The sequence below is a fragment of the Kribbella sp. NPDC048837 genome (genome assembly GCF_055586945.1).
In genome coordinates this window covers 141539-165706 of the sequence record NZ_JBVJHF010000007.1, presented here as the reverse complement: position 1 = coordinate 165706, position 24168 = coordinate 141539, and the positions used below count along the sequence as shown (strand labels likewise).

25 protein-coding genes are annotated in these 24168 nt (G+C 69.8%); 6 read left to right on the top strand and 19 right to left on the bottom strand.

Annotated elements, in window-relative coordinates:
* The first annotated feature begins 55 nt into the window (after positions 1-55).
* Positions 56-682, top strand: a complete 627-nt coding sequence (locus ACZ6O0_RS30455) for a TetR/AcrR family transcriptional regulator (RefSeq protein ID WP_465768448.1) — start codon at positions 56-58, stop codon at positions 680-682.
* Positions 683-700: 18 nt separating this feature from the next.
* Here ACZ6O0_RS30455 and ACZ6O0_RS30450 read toward each other — a convergent pair whose 3' ends face one another.
* From ACZ6O0_RS30450 to dnaK, 5 genes are all read right to left on the bottom strand, one after another.
* Positions 701-1246, bottom strand: coding sequence for a GNAT family N-acetyltransferase (locus ACZ6O0_RS30450; RefSeq protein ID WP_465768447.1), 546 nt, complete (start codon positions 1244-1246; stop codon positions 701-703).
* A gap of 271 nt (positions 1247-1517) precedes the next feature.
* Positions 1518-1973 (bottom strand): heat shock protein transcriptional repressor HspR, encoded by a 456-nt coding sequence (locus ACZ6O0_RS30445; protein ID WP_465768446.1) that lies wholly within the window; start codon positions 1971-1973, stop codon positions 1518-1520.
* Positions 1973-3142 (bottom strand): molecular chaperone DnaJ, encoded by a 1170-nt coding sequence (gene dnaJ / locus ACZ6O0_RS30440; RefSeq protein ID WP_465768445.1) that lies wholly within the window; start codon positions 3140-3142, stop codon positions 1973-1975. Before dnaJ ends, ACZ6O0_RS30445 begins: the two co-directional genes overlap by 1 nt.
* Positions 3143-3169: 27 nt before the next feature.
* Positions 3170-3862, bottom strand: coding sequence for a nucleotide exchange factor GrpE (grpE, locus tag ACZ6O0_RS30435; RefSeq protein ID WP_465768444.1), 693 nt, complete (start codon positions 3860-3862; stop codon positions 3170-3172).
* Positions 3859-5721, bottom strand: coding sequence for a molecular chaperone DnaK (dnaK, locus tag ACZ6O0_RS30430; protein WP_465768443.1), 1863 nt, complete (start codon positions 5719-5721; stop codon positions 3859-3861). The genes grpE and dnaK overlap by 4 nt, the downstream gene beginning before the upstream one ends.
* A 254-nt stretch (positions 5722-5975) precedes the next feature.
* Here dnaK and ACZ6O0_RS30425 point away from each other — a divergent pair, with 254 nt between their 5' ends.
* The gene (locus ACZ6O0_RS30425; RefSeq protein WP_465768442.1) at positions 5976-6443 is read left to right on the top strand and encodes a GNAT family N-acetyltransferase; all 468 of its coding nucleotides are present in this window, start codon (positions 5976-5978) and stop codon (positions 6441-6443) included.
* On the opposite strand, the gene hutI is transcribed toward ACZ6O0_RS30425, so the two are convergent.
* The 9 genes from hutI to hutH form a co-directional block, all read right to left on the bottom strand.
* The gene (gene hutI / locus ACZ6O0_RS30420) at positions 6440-7603 is read right to left on the bottom strand and encodes an imidazolonepropionase (RefSeq protein ID WP_465768441.1); all 1164 of its coding nucleotides are present in this window, start codon (positions 7601-7603) and stop codon (positions 6440-6442) included. The two genes, ACZ6O0_RS30425 and hutI, sit on opposite strands and share 4 nt — an antisense overlap.
* Complete coding sequence (locus ACZ6O0_RS30415; protein ID WP_465768440.1) at positions 7600-8910, bottom strand: formimidoylglutamate deiminase; 1311 nt, start codon at positions 8908-8910, stop codon at positions 7600-7602. The genes hutI and ACZ6O0_RS30415 overlap by 4 nt, the downstream gene beginning before the upstream one ends.
* A complete protein-coding gene (locus ACZ6O0_RS30410) occupies positions 8907-10079 on the bottom strand; it encodes an allantoate amidohydrolase (RefSeq protein WP_465768808.1) in 1173 nt (390 codons plus the stop codon). The genes ACZ6O0_RS30415 and ACZ6O0_RS30410 overlap by 4 nt, the downstream gene beginning before the upstream one ends.
* 11 nt (positions 10080-10090) lie before the next feature.
* Entirely contained in the window at positions 10091-11020 is a 930-nt protein-coding gene (locus ACZ6O0_RS30405) for an ABC transporter substrate-binding protein (protein WP_465768439.1), read from the bottom strand.
* Between the two features lie 76 nt (positions 11021-11096).
* The gene (locus tag ACZ6O0_RS30400) at positions 11097-11747 is read right to left on the bottom strand and encodes an ABC transporter permease (protein WP_465768438.1); all 651 of its coding nucleotides are present in this window, start codon (positions 11745-11747) and stop codon (positions 11097-11099) included.
* A gap of 1 nt (position 11748) precedes the next feature.
* Entirely contained in the window at positions 11749-12405 is a 657-nt protein-coding gene (locus ACZ6O0_RS30395) for an ABC transporter permease (RefSeq protein WP_465768437.1), read from the bottom strand.
* Positions 12402-13403 carry an ABC transporter ATP-binding protein gene (locus ACZ6O0_RS30390; protein ID WP_465768436.1) on the bottom strand — a complete coding sequence of 334 codons (1002 nt, stop codon included), beginning with the start codon at positions 13401-13403 and terminating at the stop codon, positions 12402-12404. Before ACZ6O0_RS30390 ends, ACZ6O0_RS30395 begins: the two co-directional genes overlap by 4 nt.
* Before the next feature lie 139 nt (positions 13404-13542).
* Positions 13543-15198, bottom strand: a complete 1656-nt coding sequence (gene hutU / locus ACZ6O0_RS30385; protein WP_465768435.1) for a urocanate hydratase — start codon at positions 15196-15198, stop codon at positions 13543-13545.
* A 16-nt stretch (positions 15199-15214) separates the two neighbouring features.
* Positions 15215-16762 carry a histidine ammonia-lyase gene (gene hutH / locus ACZ6O0_RS30380; RefSeq protein WP_465768434.1) on the bottom strand — a complete coding sequence of 516 codons (1548 nt, stop codon included), beginning with the start codon at positions 16760-16762 and terminating at the stop codon, positions 15215-15217.
* Positions 16763-16865: 103 nt separating this feature from the next.
* Between hutH and ACZ6O0_RS30375 the strand changes: the two genes are divergently transcribed.
* The 3 genes from ACZ6O0_RS30375 to ACZ6O0_RS30365 are packed head-to-tail and all read left to right on the top strand — an operon-like array spanning position 16866 to position 18733.
* Complete coding sequence (locus tag ACZ6O0_RS30375) at positions 16866-17762, top strand: GNAT family N-acetyltransferase (RefSeq protein WP_465768433.1); 897 nt, start codon at positions 16866-16868, stop codon at positions 17760-17762.
* Complete coding sequence (locus ACZ6O0_RS30370) at positions 17762-17950, top strand: hypothetical protein (protein WP_465768432.1); 189 nt, start codon at positions 17762-17764, stop codon at positions 17948-17950. Before ACZ6O0_RS30375 ends, ACZ6O0_RS30370 begins: the two co-directional genes overlap by 1 nt.
* A 24-nt stretch (positions 17951-17974) precedes the next feature.
* Complete coding sequence (locus tag ACZ6O0_RS30365) at positions 17975-18733, top strand: IclR family transcriptional regulator (RefSeq protein ID WP_465768431.1); 759 nt, start codon at positions 17975-17977, stop codon at positions 18731-18733.
* A 490-nt stretch (positions 18734-19223) separates the two neighbouring features.
* Here ACZ6O0_RS30365 and ACZ6O0_RS30360 read toward each other — a convergent pair whose 3' ends face one another.
* The 4 genes from ACZ6O0_RS30360 to ACZ6O0_RS30345 all read right to left on the bottom strand — a co-directional run bounded on the left by ACZ6O0_RS30360 (position 19224) and on the right by ACZ6O0_RS30345 (position 22943).
* Positions 19224-20645, bottom strand: a complete 1422-nt coding sequence (locus ACZ6O0_RS30360) for an aromatic amino acid ammonia-lyase (protein ID WP_465768430.1) — start codon at positions 20643-20645, stop codon at positions 19224-19226.
* A gap of 45 nt (positions 20646-20690) precedes the next feature.
* Positions 20691-21536, bottom strand: coding sequence for a YncE family protein (locus ACZ6O0_RS30355; protein WP_465768429.1), 846 nt, complete (start codon positions 21534-21536; stop codon positions 20691-20693).
* Positions 21537-21600: 64 nt separating this feature from the next.
* Complete coding sequence (locus ACZ6O0_RS30350) at positions 21601-21846, bottom strand: type B 50S ribosomal protein L31 (RefSeq protein WP_465768428.1); 246 nt, start codon at positions 21844-21846, stop codon at positions 21601-21603.
* Complete coding sequence (locus tag ACZ6O0_RS30345; protein ID WP_465768427.1) at positions 21843-22943, bottom strand: CobW family GTP-binding protein; 1101 nt, start codon at positions 22941-22943, stop codon at positions 21843-21845. The genes ACZ6O0_RS30350 and ACZ6O0_RS30345 overlap by 4 nt, the downstream gene beginning before the upstream one ends.
* A gap of 122 nt (positions 22944-23065) precedes the next feature.
* Here ACZ6O0_RS30345 and rpmG point away from each other — a divergent pair, with 122 nt between their 5' ends.
* Positions 23066-23233, top strand: a complete 168-nt coding sequence (gene rpmG, locus ACZ6O0_RS30340; protein ID WP_465768426.1) for a 50S ribosomal protein L33 — start codon at positions 23066-23068, stop codon at positions 23231-23233.
* 54 nt (positions 23234-23287) lie between these two features.
* Here rpmG and ACZ6O0_RS30335 read toward each other — a convergent pair whose 3' ends face one another.
* Complete coding sequence (locus ACZ6O0_RS30335; protein ID WP_465768425.1) at positions 23288-24130, bottom strand: hypothetical protein; 843 nt, start codon at positions 24128-24130, stop codon at positions 23288-23290.
* Between the last annotated feature and the right edge of the window lie 38 nt (positions 24131-24168).

The window sequence follows — 24168 nt, the reverse complement described above, 5'->3', positions numbered from 1 at the left end:
ACTGTCCACATTAGGACGGTTTAGTGGACAGTGTCCACTTGTTAGTCTGCTGCCCATGACACCGGAGGCGACACGGCGGCGGGCGCGGGGTGCGGTCCGCGACGGTCTGGTCGCCGCGGGACTGGAGCTGGCGCGGACCGGTGGCCCGGAAGCCGTTCTGCTGCGCGAGGCGACGCGGCTGGTGGGCGTCGTACCCAATGCCGCCTACCGGCATTTCGCGGATCGCGACGAGTTGCTCGCCGCCGTGTGTGCGGCCGCGATGCGTGAGTTGGCGGACCGGATGGCGGCCGGCGTCGATCGGGTGCGCGGGAAACACGGGGACGCCGGGGCCGCGGGTCGCCGGCTGGGCGCGATCGGCACGGCGTACCTGGAGTTCGCGCGCGAGGAACCGGGGTGGTTCGCGACGGCGTTCGCCGTACCGGAGCAGCATGCGTACGCCGCCACCGTCGACGGGAGCGGGCAGGACCGGTCGCCGCTCGGTCAGTTGCGCGCCGTCCTCGATGAGCTGGTCGTCGCCGGGGTGCTCGAGCCGGGTCGCCGAGACGGCATCGAATACCCGATCTGGTCCACGGTGCATGGGCTCGCCGTGCTGGCCGGGCAAGGACCGTTGCGCGATGTCCCCGACGCGACCCGCCGACGATTCGAGCAGCTCACGCTGGCCTTCATCGCCGGCGGGTTGTGAGGGATGCCCCTCCGAGGCCTAGCCGGTCGAGGTGCTGAACTCGGAGGCCCGGATCCGGTAGACCTGCAGGTTCAGGTCGTAGTACTTGTCGGTCTCGCCGACCCACTGCATGCCGAGCCGGCGGGCCGTGGCGATCGCGCGCTTGTTGTTCGGGCGGGCGACGGCGAACATCTCGTCGACCGTGCCCTCCTTGAACGCCCAGCGCATCAGCTCCCGGCTGGCCTCGGTCGCGTACCCGTGGCCCCAGGCGCTCGGCCGCAACTGCCAGCCGATCTCCAGGTCCTCCTCGTACGGCGGGAGCAGGCGGATCGTCAGCGCGCCGACCAGCTCACCGTCGTCGCGGCGGGTGACGGCCCAGCGGCCCGCGGGGGCGACGAAGTTCGGCTGGGCCTCGATCCAGGACTGCAGGAGGAGGCGCATGCTGATCACGTCGGGGACCTGGTCGACCGCCGGCGACAGCCAGGGCGCCACATCGGCCGAGCCGTAGATCTCCAGCGCGGCCTCGGCGTCGTCTTCTTCCCAGTCCCGGATGATCAACCGGTCTGTCTGCAGACTGAGGGTCACCTCGCCAGCGTAGGCGGTCACGCGCCGGACACAACAGCTTCGCAGGACGAGCCGCAGGGCGGTCCCGGAAAGGACCACCCTGCGGGGGCCGAAGGGCGCCGGGGGGACAGCGCGCCTTCGACGGTGGAGGCGTCGGGGGGACGACGACCTCCACGAGGCCGGAGGTTCCGAGGGGTGGGGTTCGGAAACCTCCGGCAGTCTGTGCTGGAGGGCAGGTGCTCAGTACCCGGTCCGGGGGCCGTGCGAAACGGCCGGCCGGACCGGGTGCCGGTCAGCGGGGGCCCAGCTCCAGAGGCTGGGTCCGGATCCAGCGGGTGGTGGTCTGCTGCCGGCCCATGGCGATCACGTCGCCGGCCGGACCGGCCGAGAAGACCCGGCTCCCGGTGTTCTGCCGGGAGACACCGACACCGCGCTGGACTTCTGCGAGGAGCTGGTTGACCCGCTTGCGCAGGTCCTCCACCTCCGACTGTAGCGCGAGGATGTGCCGGATTCCCGCGAGGTTGATGCCCTCTTCTTGTGACAAATGTTGCACGTAGCGAAGCTTCGCCACGTCGTACGCCGAGTACCGCCGCCCCCGGCCGGACGCCCGGCTCGGCGTCACCAAGCCGAGCCGGTCGTACTGGCGCAGGGTCTGCGGGTGCATGCCGGCCAGCTGGGCCGCCACCGAGATCACGTAGATCGGGGTGCGGTCGTCCCAGGTCGGCACCTGGCTGAACGGGACGCCCATCAGGAACTCCCGAACAACCCGGCCCGCAGGTCAGGCTGGTCCGAGGCCGTGCTGAACTCCTGCAGCTTGGCCCGCTGCTCCTCGGTCAGCTCGTGCGGGACCTGCACCTCGATGGTGAGCAGCAGGTCGCCCTTCGAACCGTCCCGCCGGACCGAGCCCTTGCCACGGACGCGCAGCTTGCTGCCGTTCGCCGTACCAGCGGGGATCCGGACCGTGACGGGCATGCCGTCCAGGGTCGGCACCTTGATCTCGGCGCCGAGCGCGGCCTCGGTGAAACTCACCGGGACGTTCAGCGTCAGGTGCTCGCCCTGCCGGCCGAAGATCCGGTGGGAGTGGACATGCACGGTGACGTAGAGGTCGCCCGAGGGGCCACCTCGCTCGCCGGCCGCACCCTTGCCCTTCAGCCGGATCCGCTGACCGTCCTGCACGCCCGCGGGGATGCGGACCTGCATGGTCTTGCTCGACTGCCCGCGGCCGGAGCCGTGGCAGGTCTCGCACGGCTGGTCGACGACCAGGCCGCGCCCCTTGCACTCGGTGCACGGCTCGGTCATGGCGAACACGCCGCCCTGGACCGAGGTTTGCATGCCCGTGCCCTCGCACTTCAGGCAGACCTTCGGCACCGTGCCGTACTTCGCGCCGGTGCCCCGGCAGGTCTTGCACGGCTCGTCGCTGGTCATCCGTAGCGCCACGGTGACACCGTTCACGGCCTCGGCGAACTCGATCGACGCCTCGGTCTCGATGTCGGCGCCGCGTCGCGGCCGGGCTGTCGACGAGGTGGTCGTGGTGCGGCCACCACCGCCGAACATGCCGCCCAGGATGTCGCCCAGGCCGCCGCCGGCACCGGAGCCGGAACCGCCGCGGTTGAACAGGTCGCCGACATTGAAGTCGAAGCCACCTTGTCCACCACCGGTCGGCATCCGGAATCCGCCGCTGCCGAACAGCCGGCGCGCCTCGTCGTACTCCTTGCGCTTCTTCGGGTCGCCGACGACGTCGTACGCCTCGGAGACCTCCTTGAACTTGGCCTCCGCAGACGCGTCACCGGCGTTGGAGTCGGGGTGGTACTTGCGCGCCAGCTTGCGGTAGGACTTCTTGATCTCGTCGGCCTCGGCGGTCTTGGAGACGCCGAGAACCTTGTAGAAGTCCTTCTCGAGCCAGTCCTTCGTGCTCATCCGACGCCTCCCCTCCCGTCGAGTCCGTTACTCCGCGGACTGGTCCGCGGCCTTGTCGTCATCTGTGCTCTCCACCGGTACTTCGGCCGGTAGTTGCTCGGTCGGCTCCGAGACGGCCACCCGGGCCGCCCGCAGGACCCGCTCGCCGAGGCGGTACCCCGGCTGCATGACCATGGTCGCGGTCGGGCCGTCCACCTCGTCGGAGTAGTTGTGCAGCAGGGCCTCGTGGATCCGCGGGTCGAAGGAGTCGCCCTTCTCGCCGAACTTCACCAGGCCGAGCTTCTCGGTGACCCGCTCCAGCGATTCCGCGACCGCCTTGAACGCGCCCTCGAGCTCACCCGCCTCCCGGGCCCGGCCGACGTCGTCGAGGATCCCGAGCAGCTCGGTCAGCACCGAGCCGATCACGAGCTCCCGCGAAGCCTCCCGGTCCCGGTCCACCCGGCGCTTGTAGTTGACGTACTCGGCCTGCAGTCGCTGCAGGTCCGCCGTACGCTCGGCGAGCGCCTCGGTCAACAGTGCCTCCTGGGCGGACGGGCCGATCAGATCTGACGGGTCGCGCGGCGGCTGTGCGCCCGGGGCACCCGGCATCCCCGGGCCCGGGCCGGCCGCGGGAGCCTCGGAAGGCTCCCGCAGCGCACCGGTGTCCGGGTCGAGCCGGCGCTTGTCCCGGACGACGGGCTCACCGTCGCCGAACTCGCTGCCAGTCGGTCGATCCGTCACTTGTCCTCCGTCTTGTCCTGCGGCCGGTCCTCGTCCACGATCTCGGCGTCGACGACGTCGTCGTCGTTGCTCGAGCTGCTCTCGTCGGACGAGGCGCTGCTGTCCTCGGACCCGCCGGCGGCCTGGGCGTTCGCGTACATCGCGGCACCCATCTTCTGGCTGGACTGGGCGAGCTTCTCCGACGCGGTCTTGATCACGTCGGCGTCGTCACCCTCGAGCGCCTTCTTCAGCTCGGCGACGCCGTCCTTGACCTCGGTCTTGACGTCGTCGGGGATCTTGTCCTCGTTCTCCTGCAGGAACTTCTCGGTCTGGTAGACCAGGCTCTCCGCCTGGTTGCGGGACTCGACGGCCTCGCGGCGCTTGCGGTCCTCCTCGGCGTACTGCTCGGCGTCGCGGACCATCTGGTCGATGTCGGTCTTCGGCAGCGCGGAGCCACCCGTGACCGTCATCCGCTGCTCCTTGCCGGTGGCCAGGTCCTTGGCGTTCACGTGCACGATGCCGTTCGCGTCGATGTCGAAGGTGACCTCGATCTGCGGCACGTTCCGCGGCGCCGGCGGCAGGCCGGTCAGCTCGAAGTTGCCGAGCGACTTGTTGTCGCGGGCCATCTCGCGCTCGCCCTGGTAGACCTGGATCATCACCGACGGCTGGTTGTCCTCGGCCGTGGTGAAGATCTCCGAGCCCTTGGTCGGGATCGTGGTGTTGCGCTCGATGATCTTGGTGAACACGCCGCCCTTGGTCTCGATGCCCAGGCTCAGCGGGGTCACGTCGAGCAGCAGGACGTCCTTGACCTCACCCTTCAGCACACCGGCCTGCAGGGAGGCGCCGACCGCGACGACCTCGTCCGGGTTCACGCCCTTGTTCGGGTCCTTGCCACCGGTCAGCTCCTTGACCAGCTCGGCCACCGCGGGCATCCGGGTGGAGCCGCCGACCAGGATCACGTGGTCGATCTTCGCCACGTCGATGCCGGCGTCCTTGATGACGGCCTTGAACGGGGCGCGGGCGCGCTCCAGCAGGTCGTTGGTCATCTTCTGGAACTCGGCCCGGGAGAGCTTCTCCTCCAGGTGCAGCGGGCCGGACTCGGTCAGGCTCAGGTACGGCAGGTGGATCGTGGTCTCGGCCGCGGCGGACAGCTCGATCTTGGCCTTCTCGGCGGCCTCGGTGAGGCGCTGCATGGCCATCTTGTCGCCGGACAGGTCGGTGCCGTTCTTGTTCTTGAACTGGGTCACCAGCCACTGGACGATCCGGTTGTCCCAGTCGTCACCACCGAGGTGGTTGTCACCACTGGTCGCCTTCACCTCGAAGACGCCGTCGCCGATCTCCAGCAGGGACACGTCGAACGTGCCGCCACCGAGGTCGAAGACCAGGATGGTCTGCTCGGTGCCCTTGTCCAGGCCGTAGGCGAGCGCGGCCGCGGTCGGCTCGTTGACGATCCGGTGCACCTTCAGGCCCGCGATCTCGCCGGCCTCCTTGGTCGCCTGGCGCTGCGCGTCGGAGAAGTAGGCCGGGACGGTGATGACCGCGTCGGTGACCTGCTCCCCGAGGTACGCCTCGGCGTCCCGCTTCAGCTTCTGCAGCACGAACGCGCTGATCTGCTGCGGGGTGAACTTCTTGCCGTCGATGTCCACGCTCCAGGCCTCGCCCATGTGGCGCTTGACCGAGCGGATGGTGCGGTCGACGTTCGTGGTGGCCTGGCGCTTCGCCACCTCGCCGACCAGGACCTCGCCGTTCTTGGCGAAGGCCACCACCGAGGGCGTCGTGCGCGCTCCCTCGGCGTTGGGGATGACGGTGGGCTCGCCACCTTCCAGTACGGCGATGACGGAATTCGTCGTACCGAGATCGATACCGACCGCGCGGGCCATGTGTTTACCTCCACGAAAGTTGAGTGATGCAGACTCAATCTTGCCGGTCGACCGCTGCGGTTTCAAATCCCGGCCCGCGATGAGCTCGGCAAACTTGAGTTCACTGGACTCAACATGGCACACGGGTCAGGTCATTCCCAAGGCCACCCCCGGATTTCCGGGTCCCGGTCAGGGCCGGGCCAGGGAGCACCCGAACTGACCCCTGCCGCAGAAAAGGTTTTCCGTGGGAGGGTGTCACCGTGAGACTCCGCCCTATGACCGCCGCTGACCTCGCCGCGGTACTTGCGCTCAACGCCACCGCGGAGGGTCTGGTCGAACCACTCGGCCCGGACCGCCTTGACTGGCTCCGCCTGATCGCCGCCCACGCCGCCGTGGTCGACCTGGACGGCCGCCCGGCCGGCTTCGTGCTGACCTTCACCCCCGGGTCGGCGTACGACGGTCTCGAGTACGGCTGGTTCAGCCACACCTACGCCGACCGCTTCCTCTTCATCGAACGGATCGTGATCACCCCCGAGCACCGCCGCGAGGGCCTCGCCTCGACCGTGTACGCCGCCATCGAACGCGCCGCCAAACCCTTCGACCGAGCTGTCACCCGCGTCCGCACCGACCCACCCGACCCCGCCGGCCTCACCTTCCACACCTCCCGCGGCTACACCGAGGTCGCCAAACAACGCCACGCCAACGGCACCACCAACAGCCTCCTCACCAAAGACCTGAGCTAGACCGGACGGCCGTTCAGGAAGGTCTGGGAGACCAGGGGGACGGCGGGGCGGTAGGAGAGGTGCAGGTGGGTGGGGGCGTTCAGGATGGTGAGGTTGGCCTGGGCGCCCGGGGTCAGGTGGCCTATGTCGGTGCGGCGGAGGGAGGCTGCGCCGCCGGCCGTGGCGGACCAGAGGGCCTCGGCGGGGGTCATGTGCATCTCGCGGACGGCCAGGGCGATGCAGAAGGGCATCGAGGAGGAGTAGCCGGAGCCTGGGTTGCAGTCGGTGGCCAGGGCTACGGTGACGCCGGCGTCGATCAACCGTCTGGCGTTGGGGTACGGCGAGCGGGTGGAGAACTCGATCGCGGGGAGTAGCCCGGCGACCACTCCGGTGGAGGCCAGGGCGTCGATGTCGGCGTCGCTGAGATAGGTGCAGTGGTCGGCCGCGGCCGCGCCGACCGAACAGGCCAACTGGACGCCGGGACCTTCGCCGAGTTGGTTGGCGTGGACACGGGCCTGCAGCCCGCGCGCCAGACCGGCCTCGAGGATGGCGCGGCCCTGGTCCTCGTCGAAGGCGCCCCGCTCGACGAACACATCGATCCACTTGGCGTGCTCCGCGGCCGCGTCGAGCATCCGCCCGGTCACCAGTGACACGTAGCCGGCCGGGTCGTCGGCGTACTCGGCCGGGACGACATGCGCGCCCAGGTACGTCGTCTCGTCGGTGAAGTGGCCCGCGATCTCGAGCGCCCGCGCCTCGTCGCCGACCGTCAGCCCGTACCCGGACTTGATCTCGACCGTCGTCGTCCCCTGCCGCCGCATCTCGGTCACCAGCCGGGCGACGTTCGCGGTCAGCTGCTCGTCCGTGGCCTGCCGGGTCGCCGCCACCGTCGTCCGGATCCCGCCGGCGGAGTACGGCGTCCCCGTCATGCGGGCCGCGAACTCCTCGGCCCGGTCACCGGCGAACACCAGATGCGAGTGCGAGTCCACGAACCCCGGGATCACCGCCCGGCCGCCGACATCCATCGACGAGTCCGCCGCGGGCGCGTCGCGCCGGGAACCCACCCACGCGATCTTGCTGCCCTCGATCACGAGCGCCGCGTCATGCACCTCGCCGAGCAGGTCACCCCGGGCCGGATCGTTGGTCACCAGCGAGCTGATCCCGGTCAGCAGCAGCGAAGTCATCGAGTCACCGCCGCGATCGAGGAGGTCAACTCCGCCGCCACGTCCAGATCAGCATGCTTGCCATCAGCAACCACGTGCTGGCCGGACACCACTACATCGGCGACATCGGCTGCCGACGCCGCGAACACTGCCGTTTCCACGGTCCCGCCGGTCCCCGCCGTACGCACGCTGTCCAACCGGACCGCGATCAGATCGGCGCGCGCACCCACCTCGATCACGCCGGCGTCGCCGAACCCGATCGACCGATGCCCGTCGACCGTTGCTGCACGCAACAACTCCGGCGCCGACCAGTGACCGCGTTCCTGGGAGGCGAGCCGTTCGTCCAGCTCCACCGCGCGCATCTCCTCGAACAGGTCGACCACCGCGTGACTGTCCGACCCGAGCGTCAACGGCGACCCGGCTTTGCGCAGCCCCAGCGACGGCCCGATCCCGTCGGCCAGGTCCCGCTCGGTGGTCGGGCAGAAACACGAGTACGTCGCCGAGCTCCCGAGCAGCCCGACGTCGACATCGGTCAGGTGGGTCGCATGGACCGCACTCGTCCGGCCGCTGAGGAACCCGGCCTCGTCGAGGACCTGCGCCGGCGTCCGGCCGTACGCCTCGAGGCAGGCCGCGTTCTCGGCGACCTGCTCGGACAGATGGATATGCAGCGGTACGTCGGGGAACGCCGAAGCGACCGCACCGAGCTGATCCTGCGGCACCCCCCGGACCGAATGCGCCGCCGCGCCGATCACGACGTCATCGGAGCCGGACAACGACGAGACCCGCGACGCCCAGGCCGCGGCGTCGCCGTCGCTGAAGCGTTGCTGGACCTCGTTCAGCGGTTGGTCGATCCCGCCGGCGACGTAACACGTGTCCAGCAAGGCGATCCGGATGCCGGCATCGCGAGCGGCCGAGATCAACGCCGTACCCATCGCGTTCGGGTCGTCGTAGCCGCGGCCGCCCGGGGCATGATGCAGGTAGTGGAACTCGCCGACCGCGGTGATCCCGGCGAGCAGCATCTCGCCGTACACGGCTCGGGCGAGGTTGTAGTACGTCTCGGGGGTCAGCGCCGAGGCGACGGCGTACATCTGCTCGCGCCAGGTCCAGAAGGTGCCGCGCTCGGTCTGCGTCCGGCCGCGCAACGCCCGATGGAACGCGTGGCTGTGACAGTTCGCCAGGCCGGGCAGGACGAGACCGTTCAGCCGCACGGCATCACCCGGCTCCGCATCAACCGAGACCTCGGCGAAACGGCCGTCGACGACGGTGACCAGGACGCCCGACGCGATGCCGGTGGGCAGGAGTGCGGTGGAGCACCAGTACGACGTCACTTGGCCAGGTCCTTCAGTACGGCGGCGAGCGCGTCGACGCCGGCGAGACAGTCGTCCAGCTCGGCGTACTCCTCGGGCGAGTGGGACACGCCGGTCGGGTTCCGGACGAAGAGCATCGCGGTCGGGATGCCGGCCGCCGAGAAGACCCCGGCGTCGTGGCCCGCGCCGGTCGGGAGGATCGGCGCCCCCTTCAGTACGCCGACCAGCCGGTCGCGCAGGCCGGCCGGGAAGTCGACGATCGGCGACACCGACTCTGGTGTGACCTCGACTGTCGTCCCATCGCGCTCGGCGCGCTCGGTCGCCTGCTTGGTGATTGCTGCTAGCAACGACTGCAGGGTCGCGTCGTCCGCGGCGCGGGCGTCGAGCCAGGCGGTGACCTGGGACGGGACCGCGTTGGTGCCGTTGGGCTCGACGGAGAGCCGGCCGAAGGTCGCGCGGGCTCCCGCCAGGCGGGCCTGCTTGTTGGCGGTCAGTGCGGTCATGGCGTAGGTGAGCATCGGGTCGTGCCGGTCTTCCATCAGGGTCGTGCCGGCGTGGTTGGCCTCGCCGGTGAACGTGAACCGGTACCGGCCGTGTGGCCAGATCGAGCTCGCGACACCCACCGGTGCCGTCAGCCCGCGGCCCTGCTCGACGTGCAGCTCGACGAACGTCTCCATCCGCTCGAGCAACGGCGACGGCCCGAGCCCCGCCGGATCCGTCCCCGCCGCCTCCAGCGCGGCCGCCAGCGAGACCCCGGAACGGTCCCGCAACCCCAGCGCCTTCTCGGCCGGCAACACCCCCGCCGCCACCCGGGACCCCAGACAAGGCATCCCGAACCGCGACCCTTCCTCCTCCACGAACGCCCCCACTCCGATCGGCACGGACGGCTCGAAGCCCTCGGCCCGCAACTGATCGACGGCGGCCAGCGCGGAGACCACACCGAGAGGCCCGTCGAAGGCCCCTCCATCGATCACAGAGTCCAGGTGACTGCCCGTCACCACACCCGCACGATCAGGCGAACCCCACCACGCGACGAGGTTCCCGATGCCGTCCGACTCGAGCCGCAGCCCGCGGGCGGCGCACTGGTCGGTGAACCAGTGCGTCGCCTCGCGTTCCGCCGGCGTCCAGCCGCCTCGGTGGTAGCCCCCGGTGTCCGGGTCCCGTCCGATGGCGGCCAGCGCCGTCCACATGTCCTCGAAACTCAAGACAGCGGGTTCTTCGACAGCCAGTCCTTCGCGACCGCGTCAGCGCTCTCCTTGCCGACGTCGATGCGCTTGACCAGGTCGGTCAGGGCCTCGGTGGTCAGCTTGGCGTCGACCGCGTTCAGCGTCGCGACGATGTCGTCCGACTTGTGGTCGGTCCGGATCAACGGAACGATGTTGTTCGGCGGCAGGATGTGCTCGGGGTCGTCCAGCTGGACCAGGCCCTCGTCCTTGATCACTGCCTGGGTGGTGAACAGGTTCGTCACCTGGATCTGGTTGTCCAGCAGCGCCTTGATGCTCAGCGGACCACCCGCGTCCAGCGTCTTGTACTCCTTGAACTCGACGCCGTACTTCTCCTTCAGGCCCTTCAGGCCCGCCGACCGGACCTTGAACTCCGAGCTACCGCCGGCGACCAGCTCCTGGCCGACCGGCTTCAGGTCGGCCAGCGACTTCAGGTTGTACTTGTCCGCGGTCGCCTTGGTCACCACGATGGTGTCCTCGTCGGTGGCCGGCGACATCTCCAGCACCTCGAGGCCCGGCGTCAGCGCGCCCTTGAGCGCCTCGTACGCCTTGTCGGGGTCGGTCTCGGTGGAGTTCTTGTCGAAGTACGCCAGCGCGGCGCCGGTGTACTCCGGGACCAGGTCGACGGACCCGTCCTTGATCGCGGCCATGTAGGTCTCGCGGTTGCCGATGTTCGGCTTCTTCTTGACCTCGATGCCCTTGGCGGCGATCGCCTGGCCGTAGATCTCCGCGAGCAGCTGGCTCTCGGAGAAGTCGGCGGACCCGACCGTGATGCTGCTCACCTTGGAGGGCGCGGGCGAGGACCCCGCGTTGTCGCTGCCGAGCTGGTCGCCCCCACCCCCACAACCAGCCAGGCCGAGCACCGCCACCCCGGCGATCGCAGTACGGATGAGTGTGGATCTCAACACGAGAGCCTCCAGTGTCTCGTCAGCCACCGGCTGGTGCCGATGGGTGTTGCCAAGTTCATCAGGTACGTCGGACAGTTCAGCCGATCTTGAGCCCCTTCGAGACCGTGATCCGGCCGATCGTCGCGAAGAGCACGTCGAGCAGGATCGCGAGCAGGGCCACCAGCAGGGCGCCGGTGAACATCTGCGGGAAGTCGCGGAGCTTCAGCCCGTCGACCACGTAGCGGCCGAGACCGCCGAGCGACACCAGCGCGGCGATCGTCGCGGTCGAGACGATCTGCAGGGTGGCGCTGCGCAGGCCGGAGATGATCAGCGGCAGCGCGATCGGGATCTCCACCTTGGTCAGGATCTCGCGGCCGGTCATCCCCATCCCCCGGGCCGCGTCGATCGTGGCCGGATCGACACCGGACACCCCTGCGTACGTCGAGGCCAGGATCGGTGGTACGCCGAGGGCGAACAGCGCGATCAGCACCGGCAGGAAGCCGATCTGGTCGGTCAGCAGGACGGCGATCATCAGCAGGCCGAGGCTCGGCAGGGCGCGGGCGGCGTTGCCGAGGTTGATCGCCAGGAACGCGCCGCGCCGGGTGTGGCCGATCCGGAGGCCGATCGGCAGCGCGACCACCGCGGCCAGCCCGAGCGCGGCAAACGTGTACCAGACGTGCTCGACGATCCGCGCCCAGATCCCTTCGTTCCCGGACCAGTTGTAGGAGTCGGTGAGGTACTGCCACATGTCAGGCCACCTCTCCCACGGGAGCGGCGACGCGCGCCCACGGAGTCAGGAGTCGCTGCAGCGCGACCAGGATCACGTCGGCGACCAGCGCCAGCAGCAGCGACAGCACCACGCCGACCACGACCGGGGTCAGGAAGTCCTTCTGGAAGCCGAGCGTGAACAGCTCGCCCAGACCGCCGATGCCGATCACCGCACCGACGCTGACCATCGAGATGTTGGCCACCGTGACCACACGCAACCCGGTGAAGATCACCGGTACGGCGATCGGCAGGTCGACCGCGACCAGCCGGTGCATCGAGCCGTACCCGACCGCGATCGCGGACTGACGCACTTCGGCCGGTACGGAGCGGAGTCCGTCGATCACGTTGCGAATCAGCAGGGAGACGGTATAGATGGTCAGCGCAACGATGATGTTGACCGTGGACAGCACCTTGGTACCGAGGACCGCCGGGATCACGATGAACAACGCGATCGACGGCAGTGAGTACAGCACGCCACCCAAGGCGACCAGCGGGTTCGCCAGCCAGGAGTACCGGGTGGCGACGTACCCGAGGGGTACCGAGATGATCAGTCCGAGGATCACCGGGATGATCGCCAGGTAGAGGTGCTCGCGCAGTTGCTCCCAGATCAGCGCAATGTTGTCGGCGATCCAGCTCATGACCGCAACACCTCGGCGACAGTGTTCTGGTCGACGACCCCGATCGCGCGCCCGTCGTCGTCGACGCAGATCCCACACCCGGTCGGTGACGTGAGTACGGCGTCCAGGGCGGCGCGGAGCGAGTCACCTCGCTTGAACACGGCACCGATCGGAAGCAGTTCAGGACCGCTCCCGTTCCGCCACCCGATCGGTACGCCGTCCTCGACCGCCAGCGCTTCCGGCAAGGGCTTGAGCGGCATCTCGTCGGGGTGCACGAACGTCAGGGCCCGGTAACCGCGATCCTGGCCGACGAACCCGCGAACGAAGTCGTTGACCGGGTTCGCGAGCAGCTCGGCCGGCGGCGCGAACTGGGCCAGCTTGCCGCCGACCTGCAGGACCGCGACGTTGTCGCCGAGCTTGATCGCCTCGTCGATGTCGTGGGTCACGAACACGATCGTCTTGCCGATGTCGCGCTGCAAGCGGAGCAGCTCTTCCTGCAACTGGTGGCGGACGATCGGGTCGACGGCGCTGAACGGCTCGTCCATCAACATGATCGCCGGGTCGGCCGCGAGCGCGCGGGCGACGCCGACTCGTTGCTGCTGGCCACCGGACAGCTGGGCCGGATACCGCTCGGCCAGCTTGAGGTCCAGGCCGACGCGCTCGAGCAGGTCCATCGCCGTACTGCGCGCCTTGCGCTTGTCCCAGCCGAGCAGCTTCGGCACGGTGGCGACGTTCTCGACGACCGTCTTGTGCGGGAACAGGCCGGCGTTCTGGATCACGTACCCGATCCCGCGGCGCAAGGTCACCGCGTCCTTGCCGTTGATGTCCTCACCGTCGATCGAGATCGTCCCGCCGGTCCGCTCGATGGTGCGATTGATCATCCGCAGCGACGTGGTCTTGCCGCAGCCGGACGGCCCGACGAACACGGTGATCTGGTTGCTCGGGATCCGCAGGGACAGGGTGTCGACGGCGACGGTGCCGTCCGGATACCGCTTGGTGACGTCCTCGAACTCGATCATGGCGCCCCTTCGCGCTCGTCGTCGGTCGCCCGATCGACCCTAGCGGACCGCGAGACCGATGCCACGTGATCGCACGGTTTCTCGATCCTTGGGAAAGTGCACCATAGCGGTACAGAATGCTACCGGCACACTCCGTAGTTCAGGACTCCCGCATCGGGATCCTGACCCCTTGTTCGTCGGCGACCTCTACTGCCTTGTCGTAGCCGGCGTCGACGTGCCGGATGACACCCATCGCCGGGTCGTTGGTGAGCACCCGCTCCAGCTTCTGCCGGGCCAGGTCAGTGCCATCGGCAACCGATACCTGGCCGGCATGGATGGACCGGCCGATGCCGACGCCGCCGCCGTGGTGGATCGACACCCAGGACGCGCCGCTGGCCACGTTCACCATCGCGTTCAGCAACGGCCAGTCCGCGATCGCGTCCGAGCCGTCCAGCATGCCTTCGGTCTCCCGGTACGGCGACGCCACGCTGCCGGTGTCCAGATGGTCCCGGCCGATCACGATCGGCGCCTCCAGCTCGCCGGAGGCGACCATGTCGTTGAACCGGACGCCGGCCTTGTCCCGTTCGCCCTGGCCGAGCCAGCAGATCCTTGCCGGCAGCCCCTGGAACGCGACCCGCTCGCCGGCCATCTTGATCCACCGCGTCAGGTGCTCGTTCCCGGGGAACAGGTCCAGGATCGCCTGGTCGGTCTTCGCGATGTCGGCCGGGTTGCCGGACAGCGCGGCCCACCGGAACGGGCCCTTCCCCTCGCAGAACAACGGCCGGATGTACGCCGGCACGAAGCCGGGGAACTCGAAGGCCCGGTAGTAGCCGGCCTTGCGGGCCTCGTCGCGGATCGAGTTGCCGTAGTCGAACACCTCGGCGCCCGCGTCCTGGAAGCCGACCATCGCGGCGACGTGCCGGGCCATCGAGGCCTGCGCGCGCTCGGTGAAACCGGCCGGGTCCTTCTCGCGGGCGGTGCTCCAGTCGTCGAAGTCGATCCCCACCGGCAGGTACATCAGCGGGTCGTGCGCCGAGGTCTGGTCGGTGACGATGTCGATCGGCGCGCCCAGCTCCAGCAGCTCCGGCACGATCACCGCGGCGTTGCCCAGGACACCGATCGAGAGCGGCCGGCGGGCCTTCTTGGCGTCCTCGGCGAGCTTCAGGGCGTGGGTCAACGAGTCGGCACGGACGTCGAGGTAGCGGTGCTCGATCCGGCGGTCGATCCGGGAGGAGTCGACGTCGATGCAGATCGCGACACCGTCGTTCATCGTGACGGCCAGCGGCTGCGCGCCGCCCATGCCGCCGAGCCCGGCGGTCAGCGTGATCGTCCCGGCCAGCGAGCCGCCGAACTTCTTCGCGGCGACCGCGGCGAACGTCTCGTACGTCCCCTGCAGGATGCCCTGGGTGCCGATGTAGATCCACGACCCGGCCGTCATCTGGCCGTACATGGTCAGGCCCATCGCCTCGAGCTTGCGGAACTCCTCCCAGGTGGCCCAGTCGCCGACCAGGTTCGAGTTCGCGATCAGTACGCGCGGCGCCCATTCGTGGGTCTGCATCACGCCGACCGGCCGGCCGGACTGCACCAGCATGGTCTCGTCGTCCTTCAGCGTGGTCAGCGTGCGGACCATCGCGTCGAACGAGTTCCAGTCCCGGGCGGCCTTGCCGGAACCGCCGTACACGACCAGTTCGTCGGGGTGCTCGGCGACCTCCGGGTCGAGGTTGTTCTGCAGCATCCGCAACGCGGCCTCCTGCTGCCAGCCGCGGGCGGTCAGGGTGGTTCCGCGGGGCGCGCGAACAGGACGGGGTCCGGACATGGGTGATCCAGCCTTTCTAGTTGAGCGGGCCGGTGACGGCCTCGGCTGCCTGGAGATACGTGCCGTCGGCAACAAGCCGGACGGAGTGCTCGAGCTCGGGGGCGAGGTGCCGGTCGGTGCCCGGCCCCTCGACGTACTCCCGGAGGGCGGCCCGGACGGCGGCGGTGGCCGGCGCCGGGGTCAGCGGCGCGCGCAGGTCGAGCGCCCGCGCGGCCGTGAGGATCTCGATCGCGAGCACCCGCTGGAGCCCGTCGATCGCCTTGCGCAGCTTGCGGGCGGCCGACCAGCCCATCGAGACGTGGTCCTCCTGCATCGCACTGCTCGGGATCGAGTCGACGCTGGCCGGTACGGCGAGCCGCTTCAGCTCGGACACGATCGCGGCCTGCGTGTACTGCGCGATCATGTGACCGCTGTCGACGCCGGGATCGTCGGCCAGGAAGGCGTTCAGCCCGTGGTTGCGCGCGACGTCGAGGAAACGGTCGGTACGGCGTTCGCTGATGCTGGCGAGGTCCGCGACCGCGATCGCGAGGAAGTCGAGCACGTAGCCGATCGGGGCGCCGTGGAAGTTGCCGTTGGACTCGACCCGTCCGTCGGGGAGGACGACCGGGTTGTCGATCGCGGCGGCCAACTCGTACCCCGCGACGGTGGCCGCGTGAGCGGCGGTGTCGCGCGCGGCGCCGTGCACCTGCGGGGAGCACCTGAGGGAGTACGCGTCCTGGACGCGGTTGCAGTCCGGGCCGCGATGGCTGGCGACGATCGCGCTGTCGGCGAGGATCGCCCGCAGGTTGGCGGCCGCGAGCGCCTGACCGGGCTGCGGGCGCAGGGCCTGCAGATCCGCCGCGAACACCCTGTCGGTGGCGAGCTGCCCCTCGACGCTCATCGCGGCGGCGATGTCGGCGGTCTTGAAGAGCCAGTCGAGATCGGCCAGCGCGAGCACCAGCATGCCGAGCATGCCGTCGGTGCCGTTGATCAGCGCGAGACCTTCCTTCTCGGCCAGCACGACCGGAGTCAGGCCGTGGGCCGGCAAGGCGTCGCGGGCGTCGAGAAGGTTGCCCTCGGCATCTCTGACCGGGCCTTCACCCATCACCGCGAGCGCCACGTGGGACAGCGGCGCGAGGTCACCGGAACAGCCGAGGCTGCCGTACTCGTGCACCACCGGAGTCAGGTGCGCGTTCAGCAGACCGGCGTACGCCTGGGCGGTCTCGACCTTCACACCGGTGCGCCCGGTCGCGAGGGTGGACAGCCGCAACAGGGCGAGCGCCCGGACCACCTCGGTCTCCACCTCGGGGCCGGAGCCGGCCGCGTGCGACCGGACCAGGCTGCGCTGCAACTGGGCGCGCAACTCGGGCGCGATGTGCCGGGTCGCGAGCGCGCCGAAGCCGGTCGAGACGCCGTAGTGCGGAGTGTCCGCGTGGGCCAGGGCCTCGATCGAGGCCCGGGACTTCGCGATCTCCTCGAGTGCCCGGTCGCTGATCCGCACCCGGGCTCCGTGCCGCGCCACCGCGACCACGTCGGCCGCGGTCAGCGGCCCGACGCCGACGATCACTGCATTGGTCTGTTCCACCCGACCATTGCACCGCGCGGCACCGGCAGCCGACAGCAGCGCCGCCCACTTTCTGTCTCGGATCTGAGACATCTGTGGACCCCGGCCGCACTATTGTCGAGGCATGGTGTTCGAGATCCGGACGGCACGGCCGGAGGACGCGGTCGGGATCGCCCGGGTCTGGGCCGCCGCGATGCCGCAACTGGTGAAGACGCCCCGTGGTGTCGAGGCCGAGTTGCGGAACAGCACGACCAAGGTCGTCCTGGTGGCCGTCGACGGTCCGGACGTGGTCGGGTACGGCAACGTCTATCTGCCCGCCCCGGAAGCCGAGGCACCGCAGGTGCGGATCACCGTGCATGTCCCGCCGGAGCTGCGCCGCCGCGGGATCGGCAGTGCCGTGGCCGACGCGATCTGTGCGGCCGCCGCCCAGGCAGGCGCCGGGAGCCTGCTGGTCGTGGTCCGCGACGACGAGGACTCGAAGGAGTTCGCCACCAGGCGTGGCTTCACCATCGGTCGCCTGATGAGCCATTCCCAGGCAGATCTGAGCGCCGTGCCGGAACCGCCGGCCGTTCCCGACGGTCTACAGGTCGTGGACTACGAACAGCTCGAACCGCGGCAGGTCTGGCTCGCGACGGCCGCCGTCGCCGATGGTGATCCGAGCGGCCTGTCGCACGCACCGGCGTACGACGAATGGGTCGCGACGGACTGGAATCACCCGGACCTGCGCCGCGACCTGAGCGTGGCGGTGCTCGACGGCGACAGTGTGCTGTCGTTCGTGACCACGACCGCGGATCCGGAGCGGCGGGTGCTCTGGTCGAACCTGACCGGGACGATCCCCTCGGCTCGCGGGCGAGGGCTGGCGAAACTGGTGAAGGCGGTGGCGCTCGGGAAGGCCCGGGACGCCGGGTTCGTCACGGCGTACACCGGGAACGACGCGGGGAACGCGCCGATGCTCGCGGTCAACGAGTGGCTCGGCTACCACCTGTCATCGGCGGCGTGGACGGCGGAGAAGACCCTCTGATGCGGATCGCGCTGACCCTGGTGTTCTTCGGGGTGCTGTCCTTCGTCGTGGGTCTGCTGGTGTCCGGCGAGGACTACCTCGACTGGGGTGTCGCCGGCGGGCTGTTCGCGCTGGCCGCGGCCGCTGAAGGGGTGCGGTTCTGGTTGCGGCGGAGCCGCGCCAAGAAGCGGCAATCGTCCGGGATCTGAGACCCGGGCGGTTACTCTGCCGTTGTGAGCGGCAACGTTCCCGCCTCGACCCGCACTCTGCGGGTGCTGACGTTCCTGGCCACGCAGCCCGGACCGGTACCGATGGAGCGCATCGCCTCCGCGGTCGCCCTGCCGCGCTCGTCGACGTACCACTTGCTGCGGGCAATGATCGACGAGGGCTTCGTCGTACACCTGCCCGAGGAGAAGCGGTACGGGCTGGGGGTGGCGGCGTTCGAGATCGGCTCGGCGTACCTGCGGCACGATCCGCTCGAGCGGCTCGCTCGCCCGCTGCTCGTGCAGCTTGTTGCGGAGGTGGGTCAGACCGCGCATCTCGGCGTACTGCATGGTCGTGAGCTCGTCTATCTGCTGAAAGAACAGCCGCCTCGGCCGGTCACGTTGGTCACCGACGTCGGCGTACGCCTCCCGGCCACGCTCACCGCGTCCGGTCGCGCGCTGCTGGCCGAGCTTCCGCCGGCTCAGGTCCGGGCGCTGTTCCCCACTCCGGAGAGCTTCGTACGGCGCACCGACCTCGGACCGCAGACCCTGACCCAACTCCGCCGCCTCCTCGCCGAGGAGAAACGCCAGGGCTACGCAGTCGAGGACTCCTTCATCACCCCCGGCGTAGCGTCCGTCGCCAGCGCCGCCCTCGACCACGCCGGCCACCCCGCCGCCGCCATCAGCGTCACCTTCCGCACCGACGCCGTACCCCCCTCCGAACGCCCCCTCCTGGCCCACCGAATCCGCCAAGCCGCAACCGCCCTAACCCGCCGCCTCCACGGGTAATCCCCCGCGTGCTCCCGCCCACCCCCCGGCTCATCGCCGGTGCATCCCTGCCCGCTTCCGCGGGCGGCAGTCGGCTACCGCCGACGGTTGCGCGCTGCCGCGCGATCGAGCACACCGGGCCGGCGCTTGTCGCAAACGCTTTCCACCGCCCGCTGTGTGCGCGAGTCACCCGGTAGCGATGGTCCGTCCGGCAAGGCGGTCGACGCGCGCTCCGGGACGACGCCGAACGTGCACCGTGACCGAGCGAAACCGCGCGCGGCAGCGCGGAACAACCCCCTCGCCGAAGCGCAGTCCGTCTTGGTCACCACGGCTCGCGTAACCCGGCGGGCGATAGCCCGCCTACCGTCGGCGGTAGCCGACCACCGCCCGCGGCAGCGGGCAGGGATGCACCGGCGATGAGCCGGGGGTGGGAGGGAGCGCGCGTAGCAGGTGCGACGAAGGAGTGCCTGCGTAGCACGCGTGGGCAGATCCCTTCCACCCTCAAACACATCTAGCCGGATTCGGCGGGATGTTCGACCTGGCGGTCGCCCCATTGGGTTAGGAGGCCTCGGGCGATCTCCAGGTCCTCGCGGAGGGAGCGGTCGGCGAGGTCGCCGGGGAGGGCGGCGAGGGCGTCGGCGAGCCAGGGGCCGACGGCGGCCGGGGCCAGGTCGTCAGGGGTGAGGCCGGCCAGGCGGATCGCTCGGACGGCGGTGACCAGCTCGCTTGCCAGGACTTCGCGCAGGGCGTCGAGGAGCTGGGCAGTCAGTACGGCGGCCTGTGGCGCGAAGCTGGCGTGGTGTTCGGCTCCCCGGGACAGCGTCGCCGTACCTAGCGTGGCCGGCTGGGCGGCTGAGCGGACCGAGGCCAGCGCGTCGTGGGCGACGTACTCGATCATCATCACGCCGGAGCTCGCCTCGGCGCCGCTGGCCAGGAAGCGGCTGAGTCCGGTGAAATCCGGGTCGACCAGGTTCGCCACCCGGGACGTCGACAGCGTCGCGACGCTGTGCAGGCTGAGCCGGAGCGAGTCGAGGGCGAGCGCGATCGGCATCGCGTGCCAGTTGCCGTTGTGCAGTACGGTGTCGCCGGCCACGAGCGGGTTCTCCGCGGAGGCGTTGATGTCGATCCGCAGACTGTTGCCTAGGGCATCGACATGGTCGACGGCCGGCCCGAGCACCTGCGCGAAGGCGCGCAGACCGAACGGGTCCTGGATCCGGGCCGGCGGGATCGGCAGCCCGTCGAGGAGCCCGCGCATCCGGCGCGCGACCCGGACCTGCCCGGGCTGCGGACGGGCCTCGTGCACGCGGACGTCGTACACCTCGGCATTGCCGCGCAGCGCGACGTGCGACAACGCACCGACGAGCGGTACGACGTTGATGAGCGTGGAGGCCTCGACGAACGCGAGGCAACATTCGGCCAGCGTGATCGCGTTGCTGGAGAGCAGTGGGAGTGCACTCGTCCCGTCGATGACGTCACCCAGCGCCAGCCCGAGCTCGGCCAGCGGACCTAAGTCACCGGTCCCGATCGCACCACCCCGGTGCAGGTCCGGCAGGTCATCATCGTTGAGCAGGGCGACGATCGCGTCGGCGACCTCGGGTTCGAGCCCCGAGCCTCCGGAGGCGAGCTGGTTGACCCGGATCAGCAGCCCGAGCCGAACCACATCCTTCGGGTACGACGTCGTCCCGGTGGTGGAATGCGATCCGAGCAACCGGGCGCCGTGCTCGGGGTCGGAGGTGAGCACGTCACGGTTGGCGCCGACCCCGGTGGTCCGCCCGTATACCGGCCGGTGCCGCGCGACCTCGGCCACGGCCAGCGCCGACTCGTGCATCCGCTTGCGGGCGTCGTCGCTCAGCCGCACCGCCGTCCGCCGTTGCCCCAGCGCGACCGCTTCCAACGGGCTCAGCCCGGCACCCACGAGCTCCACCGGTTCCATCCACCCAGTGTGGGACCGCCCACCTCCGGCGGGTAACTGCCGCGCCTACCTTGCCGTCTGAGATCCGAGACGGTCGTCGAACCGGGGAACCGGGAGGGTGACGACGGTGAAGGGAAGAGCGGGATTCGGGCGCCTGGCGAACTGGGCATTGACCACGAGGAGGCGGTCGCCGGCGAGAGCCAGAGTGGTGGGAGTGGCGAAGCGAGGGTCGGTGTGCTCGCCGAGTGAAACCGCACGGCCATCCGGTGTGAGACGGAGCGCGGACAGGAAGAACTCGGCGGTCTGGGAAGTCTCGCCGCGGTTGCAGACGCCGATCAGGAGGTCGTCGAGCAGCAGCAGACCGTCGGCCGCGTAGTCGGTGGCGATGATCTCGGCCGACCCGTCGGGACCGACGCGCCACAGCACCTCGTCGCCCTGGTCGGCGACGAGCAGGACGCCGTCCCGGGCGGTGATCCCGTTGAGGTAGCCGGCCTGCGGGAGCTTGATCGGTTCGGGCGGCGCCTCGGTGGCGAGCAGATCGAACCGCCAGACGACCGGCCGGCTCGAGTCGGTGACGAAGGCATGGTCGCCGATCACCCACACGTCGTTCAGGAAGCCGTCGACCGTTCGCCGCGACACGAGTGCGCGGGTGTGTAGGTCGTACGCGTGCAAGTGGCCGGTCCCGCCACCGCAGACGAGCAGTTGCGAGCCGTCGTACACGGTGAGGCCGAGCGCGACCGTGCGGTCGTCGGTGCCGGCCGGAAGCCAGACCTCCGCGGTCTCCTCGGTCAGCCGGCCGCGGAAGAGGGTGCCGTCGGCGCTGCTGCCGACGAAGTAGTCGCCGGCCGGGCCGAGGGTGACACCCTCCGGGTAGACGGCGTCACCGGGAAGGGCGTACTGGGTGATCGGCATGCGCAGGACAGTACAAAGCCCACCCGGCTCCGGCAACGGAGTTCGGGTGGGCTCGAAGCGTTCGTTACTTCTGGCCGTAGCGCTTCTTGAACTTCTCCACGCGGCCCTGGGTGTCCATCACGCGCTGCTGGCCCGTGTAGAACGGGTGGCTGGCGGACGAGATCTCGACGTCGACGACCGGGTAGGTGTTCCCGTCGTGCCACTCGATGGTCTCGTTGCTCTCGCGCGTCGACCCGGTGAGGAAGCTGAAGTTGCCGGACTTGTCCCGGAAGACGACCCGGCGGTAGTCGGGGTGAATGGCCTTCTTCATGCTGCGGTACTTCCTTCCAAGTAAGGGGCGAACGGATCGGTCAGGGGGTGGACCGCTTCATCCGCACGAAGGACACAACCATCCAGGCGCTCGCGTAATTCCCGCACGTCCAGACCGACCCCGGTGACGGACAGGTACGACGCGCGGTCGCCGGACTCGGGGTGCCACTCGAGCGCCGACCGGGCCTGGTGCTGCTGCCCGACCGAGGGCCAGCGGTCGGCTGGCAGGTCCGCGAGCCACGGACCCAGCACCCCGAGCGAGACGTTGGTCCCGAAGCTGTCCCAGCTGAGCCGGTTGCGGTGCTGGGTCGCGATCCACACGGTCCCCCGGCCACGGGCCGTCCCGGCGACCAGGTCCTCCAAAGCGTCGTACAACCGCTCGGGGTGGAACGGCCGGTCCGACTGCCAGACGAGCGTCCGCACCGGGCCGTCGTCCTGCGGCGGAGCGACGATCGATCCGGGCTCGACCGAGGCCGCGGCCGCGTCGTACAGCCGTACGCCGAGGAGCCCGGCCGGCGTGGTCCTGGTGATCAACTGTGGATTGATCGCTCGCACCAGCGCCCGGGCGGTCTCGTCGTCGCTGCTCAGGACCACCGCGTTCGCAGACTCGAGCTGGCGGGCGACGACCTCGGCGATGGCCCGGCCGTCCTCGGCCGCGGTCGGGATGCCCCGGTCGTGGATCAGCTCGTCGCCGGTCAGGTCGCCGATCACGCTGCCCGTGTCGACTGTCGTCACGACCGCGTCCACCCGGAGCTCCTCGCCTCCGTCCCGGGCGATCTCCTCGGCGAGCGCCTGGGTGTCCCCGGCGGACGGCATGTTCACGATCGCGACGTCGTACCGCTCGACCGCCGCGATGCTGAGCAGCAGCTGCACCAGCGAGCTCCGCATCGCGCACGAGACGCACGGGTGGCTCATCCGGATCTCCTCGCGGTCGATCACGCCGCCGGCGGTCCGGGCGACCCGGACGACGGAGCCGTCGATCAGGCCGCTGACGTCGTACTCGACCAGGACGCCGGCCGGACCGGCGGCGAGCAGATTGGCCGCGACCGCACCACGGAACTCCTCGTCGAGACCTGTCAGCAGGGTCACCGGCAGCATCCGCACTCCCGTCTTATTGAAAACGATAACCAGTAACGTACACTCCGACCCGGAATACCCGCCACCCCGCCGGCGTTCCCCCTCACGAGGGTCACCCGCCAGGTGATCCGGGAAAGGACAGTATGGCCAAGCGCAACGACCTCCGCCCGATCGTCAAACTCCGCAGCACGGCGGGCACCGGCTTCACCTATGTAACGCGGAAGAACCGCCGGAACAATCCCGACCGGCTGGTGATCCGCAAGTACGACCCCGCGATCCGGCAGCACGTCGACTTCCGCGAAGAGCGGTAAGCACAGAGCACCACGAAGGCCCTCCCCGAGTCCGGGGAGGGCCTTCGTCTGTCGTCAGATGCGGTTGTAGGCCTTCAGAGTCCGCAGGGCACCAACGGTGACGATGCCTCGGTACTCCATGGTGGAGGCGGGGCCCGGGGGTTCCCAGGTGATGGCCCAGCCGCCATCGGGTTGCTGGTCGGCGACCAGGCGGTCCAGGTGGGCTTCGATCTGGGCGTCGCTGAAGAGCGGGCGCCAGAAGCTGTCCGGTGCCGGTGCGAAGTGCAGTGGCGTCACGCCGTACGTCGGGTCTGCCGCGTCGGCGCGGAACCACTGGAGCTTCGGGAGCCAGTCGCGGACCCGGTCGAGGTCGACGTCCTCGGTGTGCTCGAGGAACTCCATCGCCTCGTGCATCCCGTGGGCGTCCTCCGGGAACTCCTTGGCCAGCTCGGCCGCGCACCAAGCACCGGCCTTGTCGCGCCAGGGGTGTTCGAAGCCGAGCCGGTACAGGCGACCGACCAGGCCCGCGGTCGGGTTCAGGCCGGGCTGATAGGTCCACTCGCTGATGTGCTCGGCGCGGGGGTACTCCTCGACGACCGGTGCGCACAGCGGCACCGCGCCGTCGGAGTTCGCGGTCAGGCCCAGCCAGTCGACCGCGCGGCGGATCATCACCTCGTCGCGCGCTCCGGCGGCGAGCAAGGTGTCGAACGCGACCTCCACGTCCAGCGAGAGGCTGTCCGGGCAGCGCTTGTCCGGCTCCAGACCGTGCCCGAAACCACCGTCCGCGTTCTGGTACCCGCGCAGCGCGTCGACCACGCCGTGCGGGTCCGCGTCCTCGAAGACCGTGGCGAACAACCGGCTCTCGACCAGCCGGGCCTCCCGGCGTACGAAATCACGACCTGCGGTGAAGATGTCCATGGCTCTACCTTCGCGCAGATCCGCGCCGCGGTCTTGAA

Bases quoted from the DNA above. Each gene is read 5' to 3' on its own strand.
- ACZ6O0_RS30455 (WP_465768448.1), top strand. From the start codon at position 56: ATGACACCGGAGGCGACACGGCGGCGGGCGCGGGGTGCGGTCCGCGAC.
- ACZ6O0_RS30445 (WP_465768446.1), bottom strand. From the start codon at position 1,973: ATGGGCGTCCCGTTCAGCCAGGTGCCGACCTGGGACGACCGCACCCCG.
- dnaJ (WP_465768445.1), bottom strand. From the start codon at position 3,142: ATGAGCACGAAGGACTGGCTCGAGAAGGACTTCTACAAGGTTCTCGGC.
- dnaK (WP_465768443.1), bottom strand. From the start codon at position 5,721: ATGGCCCGCGCGGTCGGTATCGATCTCGGTACGACGAATTCCGTCATC.
- ACZ6O0_RS30425 (WP_465768442.1), top strand. From the start codon at position 5,976: ATGACCGCCGCTGACCTCGCCGCGGTACTTGCGCTCAACGCCACCGCG.
- hutI (WP_465768441.1), bottom strand. From the start codon at position 7,603: ATGACTTCGCTGCTGCTGACCGGGATCAGCTCGCTGGTGACCAACGAT.
- ACZ6O0_RS30410 (WP_465768808.1), bottom strand. From the start codon at position 10,079: ATGTGGACGGCGCTGGCCGCCATCGGACGGGACCCGGACACCGGGGGC.
- ACZ6O0_RS30400 (WP_465768438.1), bottom strand. From the start codon at position 11,747: ATGTGGCAGTACCTCACCGACTCCTACAACTGGTCCGGGAACGAAGGG.
- ACZ6O0_RS30395 (WP_465768437.1), bottom strand. From the start codon at position 12,405: ATGAGCTGGATCGCCGACAACATTGCGCTGATCTGGGAGCAACTGCGC.
- ACZ6O0_RS30390 (WP_465768436.1), bottom strand. From the start codon at position 13,403: ATGATCGAGTTCGAGGACGTCACCAAGCGGTATCCGGACGGCACCGTC.
- hutU (WP_465768435.1), bottom strand. From the start codon at position 15,198: ATGTCCGGACCCCGTCCTGTTCGCGCGCCCCGCGGAACCACCCTGACC.
- ACZ6O0_RS30375 (WP_465768433.1), top strand. From the start codon at position 16,866: ATGGTGTTCGAGATCCGGACGGCACGGCCGGAGGACGCGGTCGGGATC.
- ACZ6O0_RS30370 (WP_465768432.1), top strand. From the start codon at position 17,762: ATGCGGATCGCGCTGACCCTGGTGTTCTTCGGGGTGCTGTCCTTCGTC.
- ACZ6O0_RS30360 (WP_465768430.1), bottom strand. From the start codon at position 20,645: ATGGAACCGGTGGAGCTCGTGGGTGCCGGGCTGAGCCCGTTGGAAGCG.
- ACZ6O0_RS30355 (WP_465768429.1), bottom strand. From the start codon at position 21,536: ATGCCGATCACCCAGTACGCCCTTCCCGGTGACGCCGTCTACCCGGAG.
- ACZ6O0_RS30350 (WP_465768428.1), bottom strand. From the start codon at position 21,846: ATGAAGAAGGCCATTCACCCCGACTACCGCCGGGTCGTCTTCCGGGAC.
- ACZ6O0_RS30345 (WP_465768427.1), bottom strand. From the start codon at position 22,943: ATGCTGCCGGTGACCCTGCTGACAGGTCTCGACGAGGAGTTCCGTGGT.
- rpmG (WP_465768426.1), top strand. From the start codon at position 23,066: ATGGCCAAGCGCAACGACCTCCGCCCGATCGTCAAACTCCGCAGCACG.
- ACZ6O0_RS30335 (WP_465768425.1), bottom strand. From the start codon at position 24,130: ATGGACATCTTCACCGCAGGTCGTGATTTCGTACGCCGGGAGGCCCGG.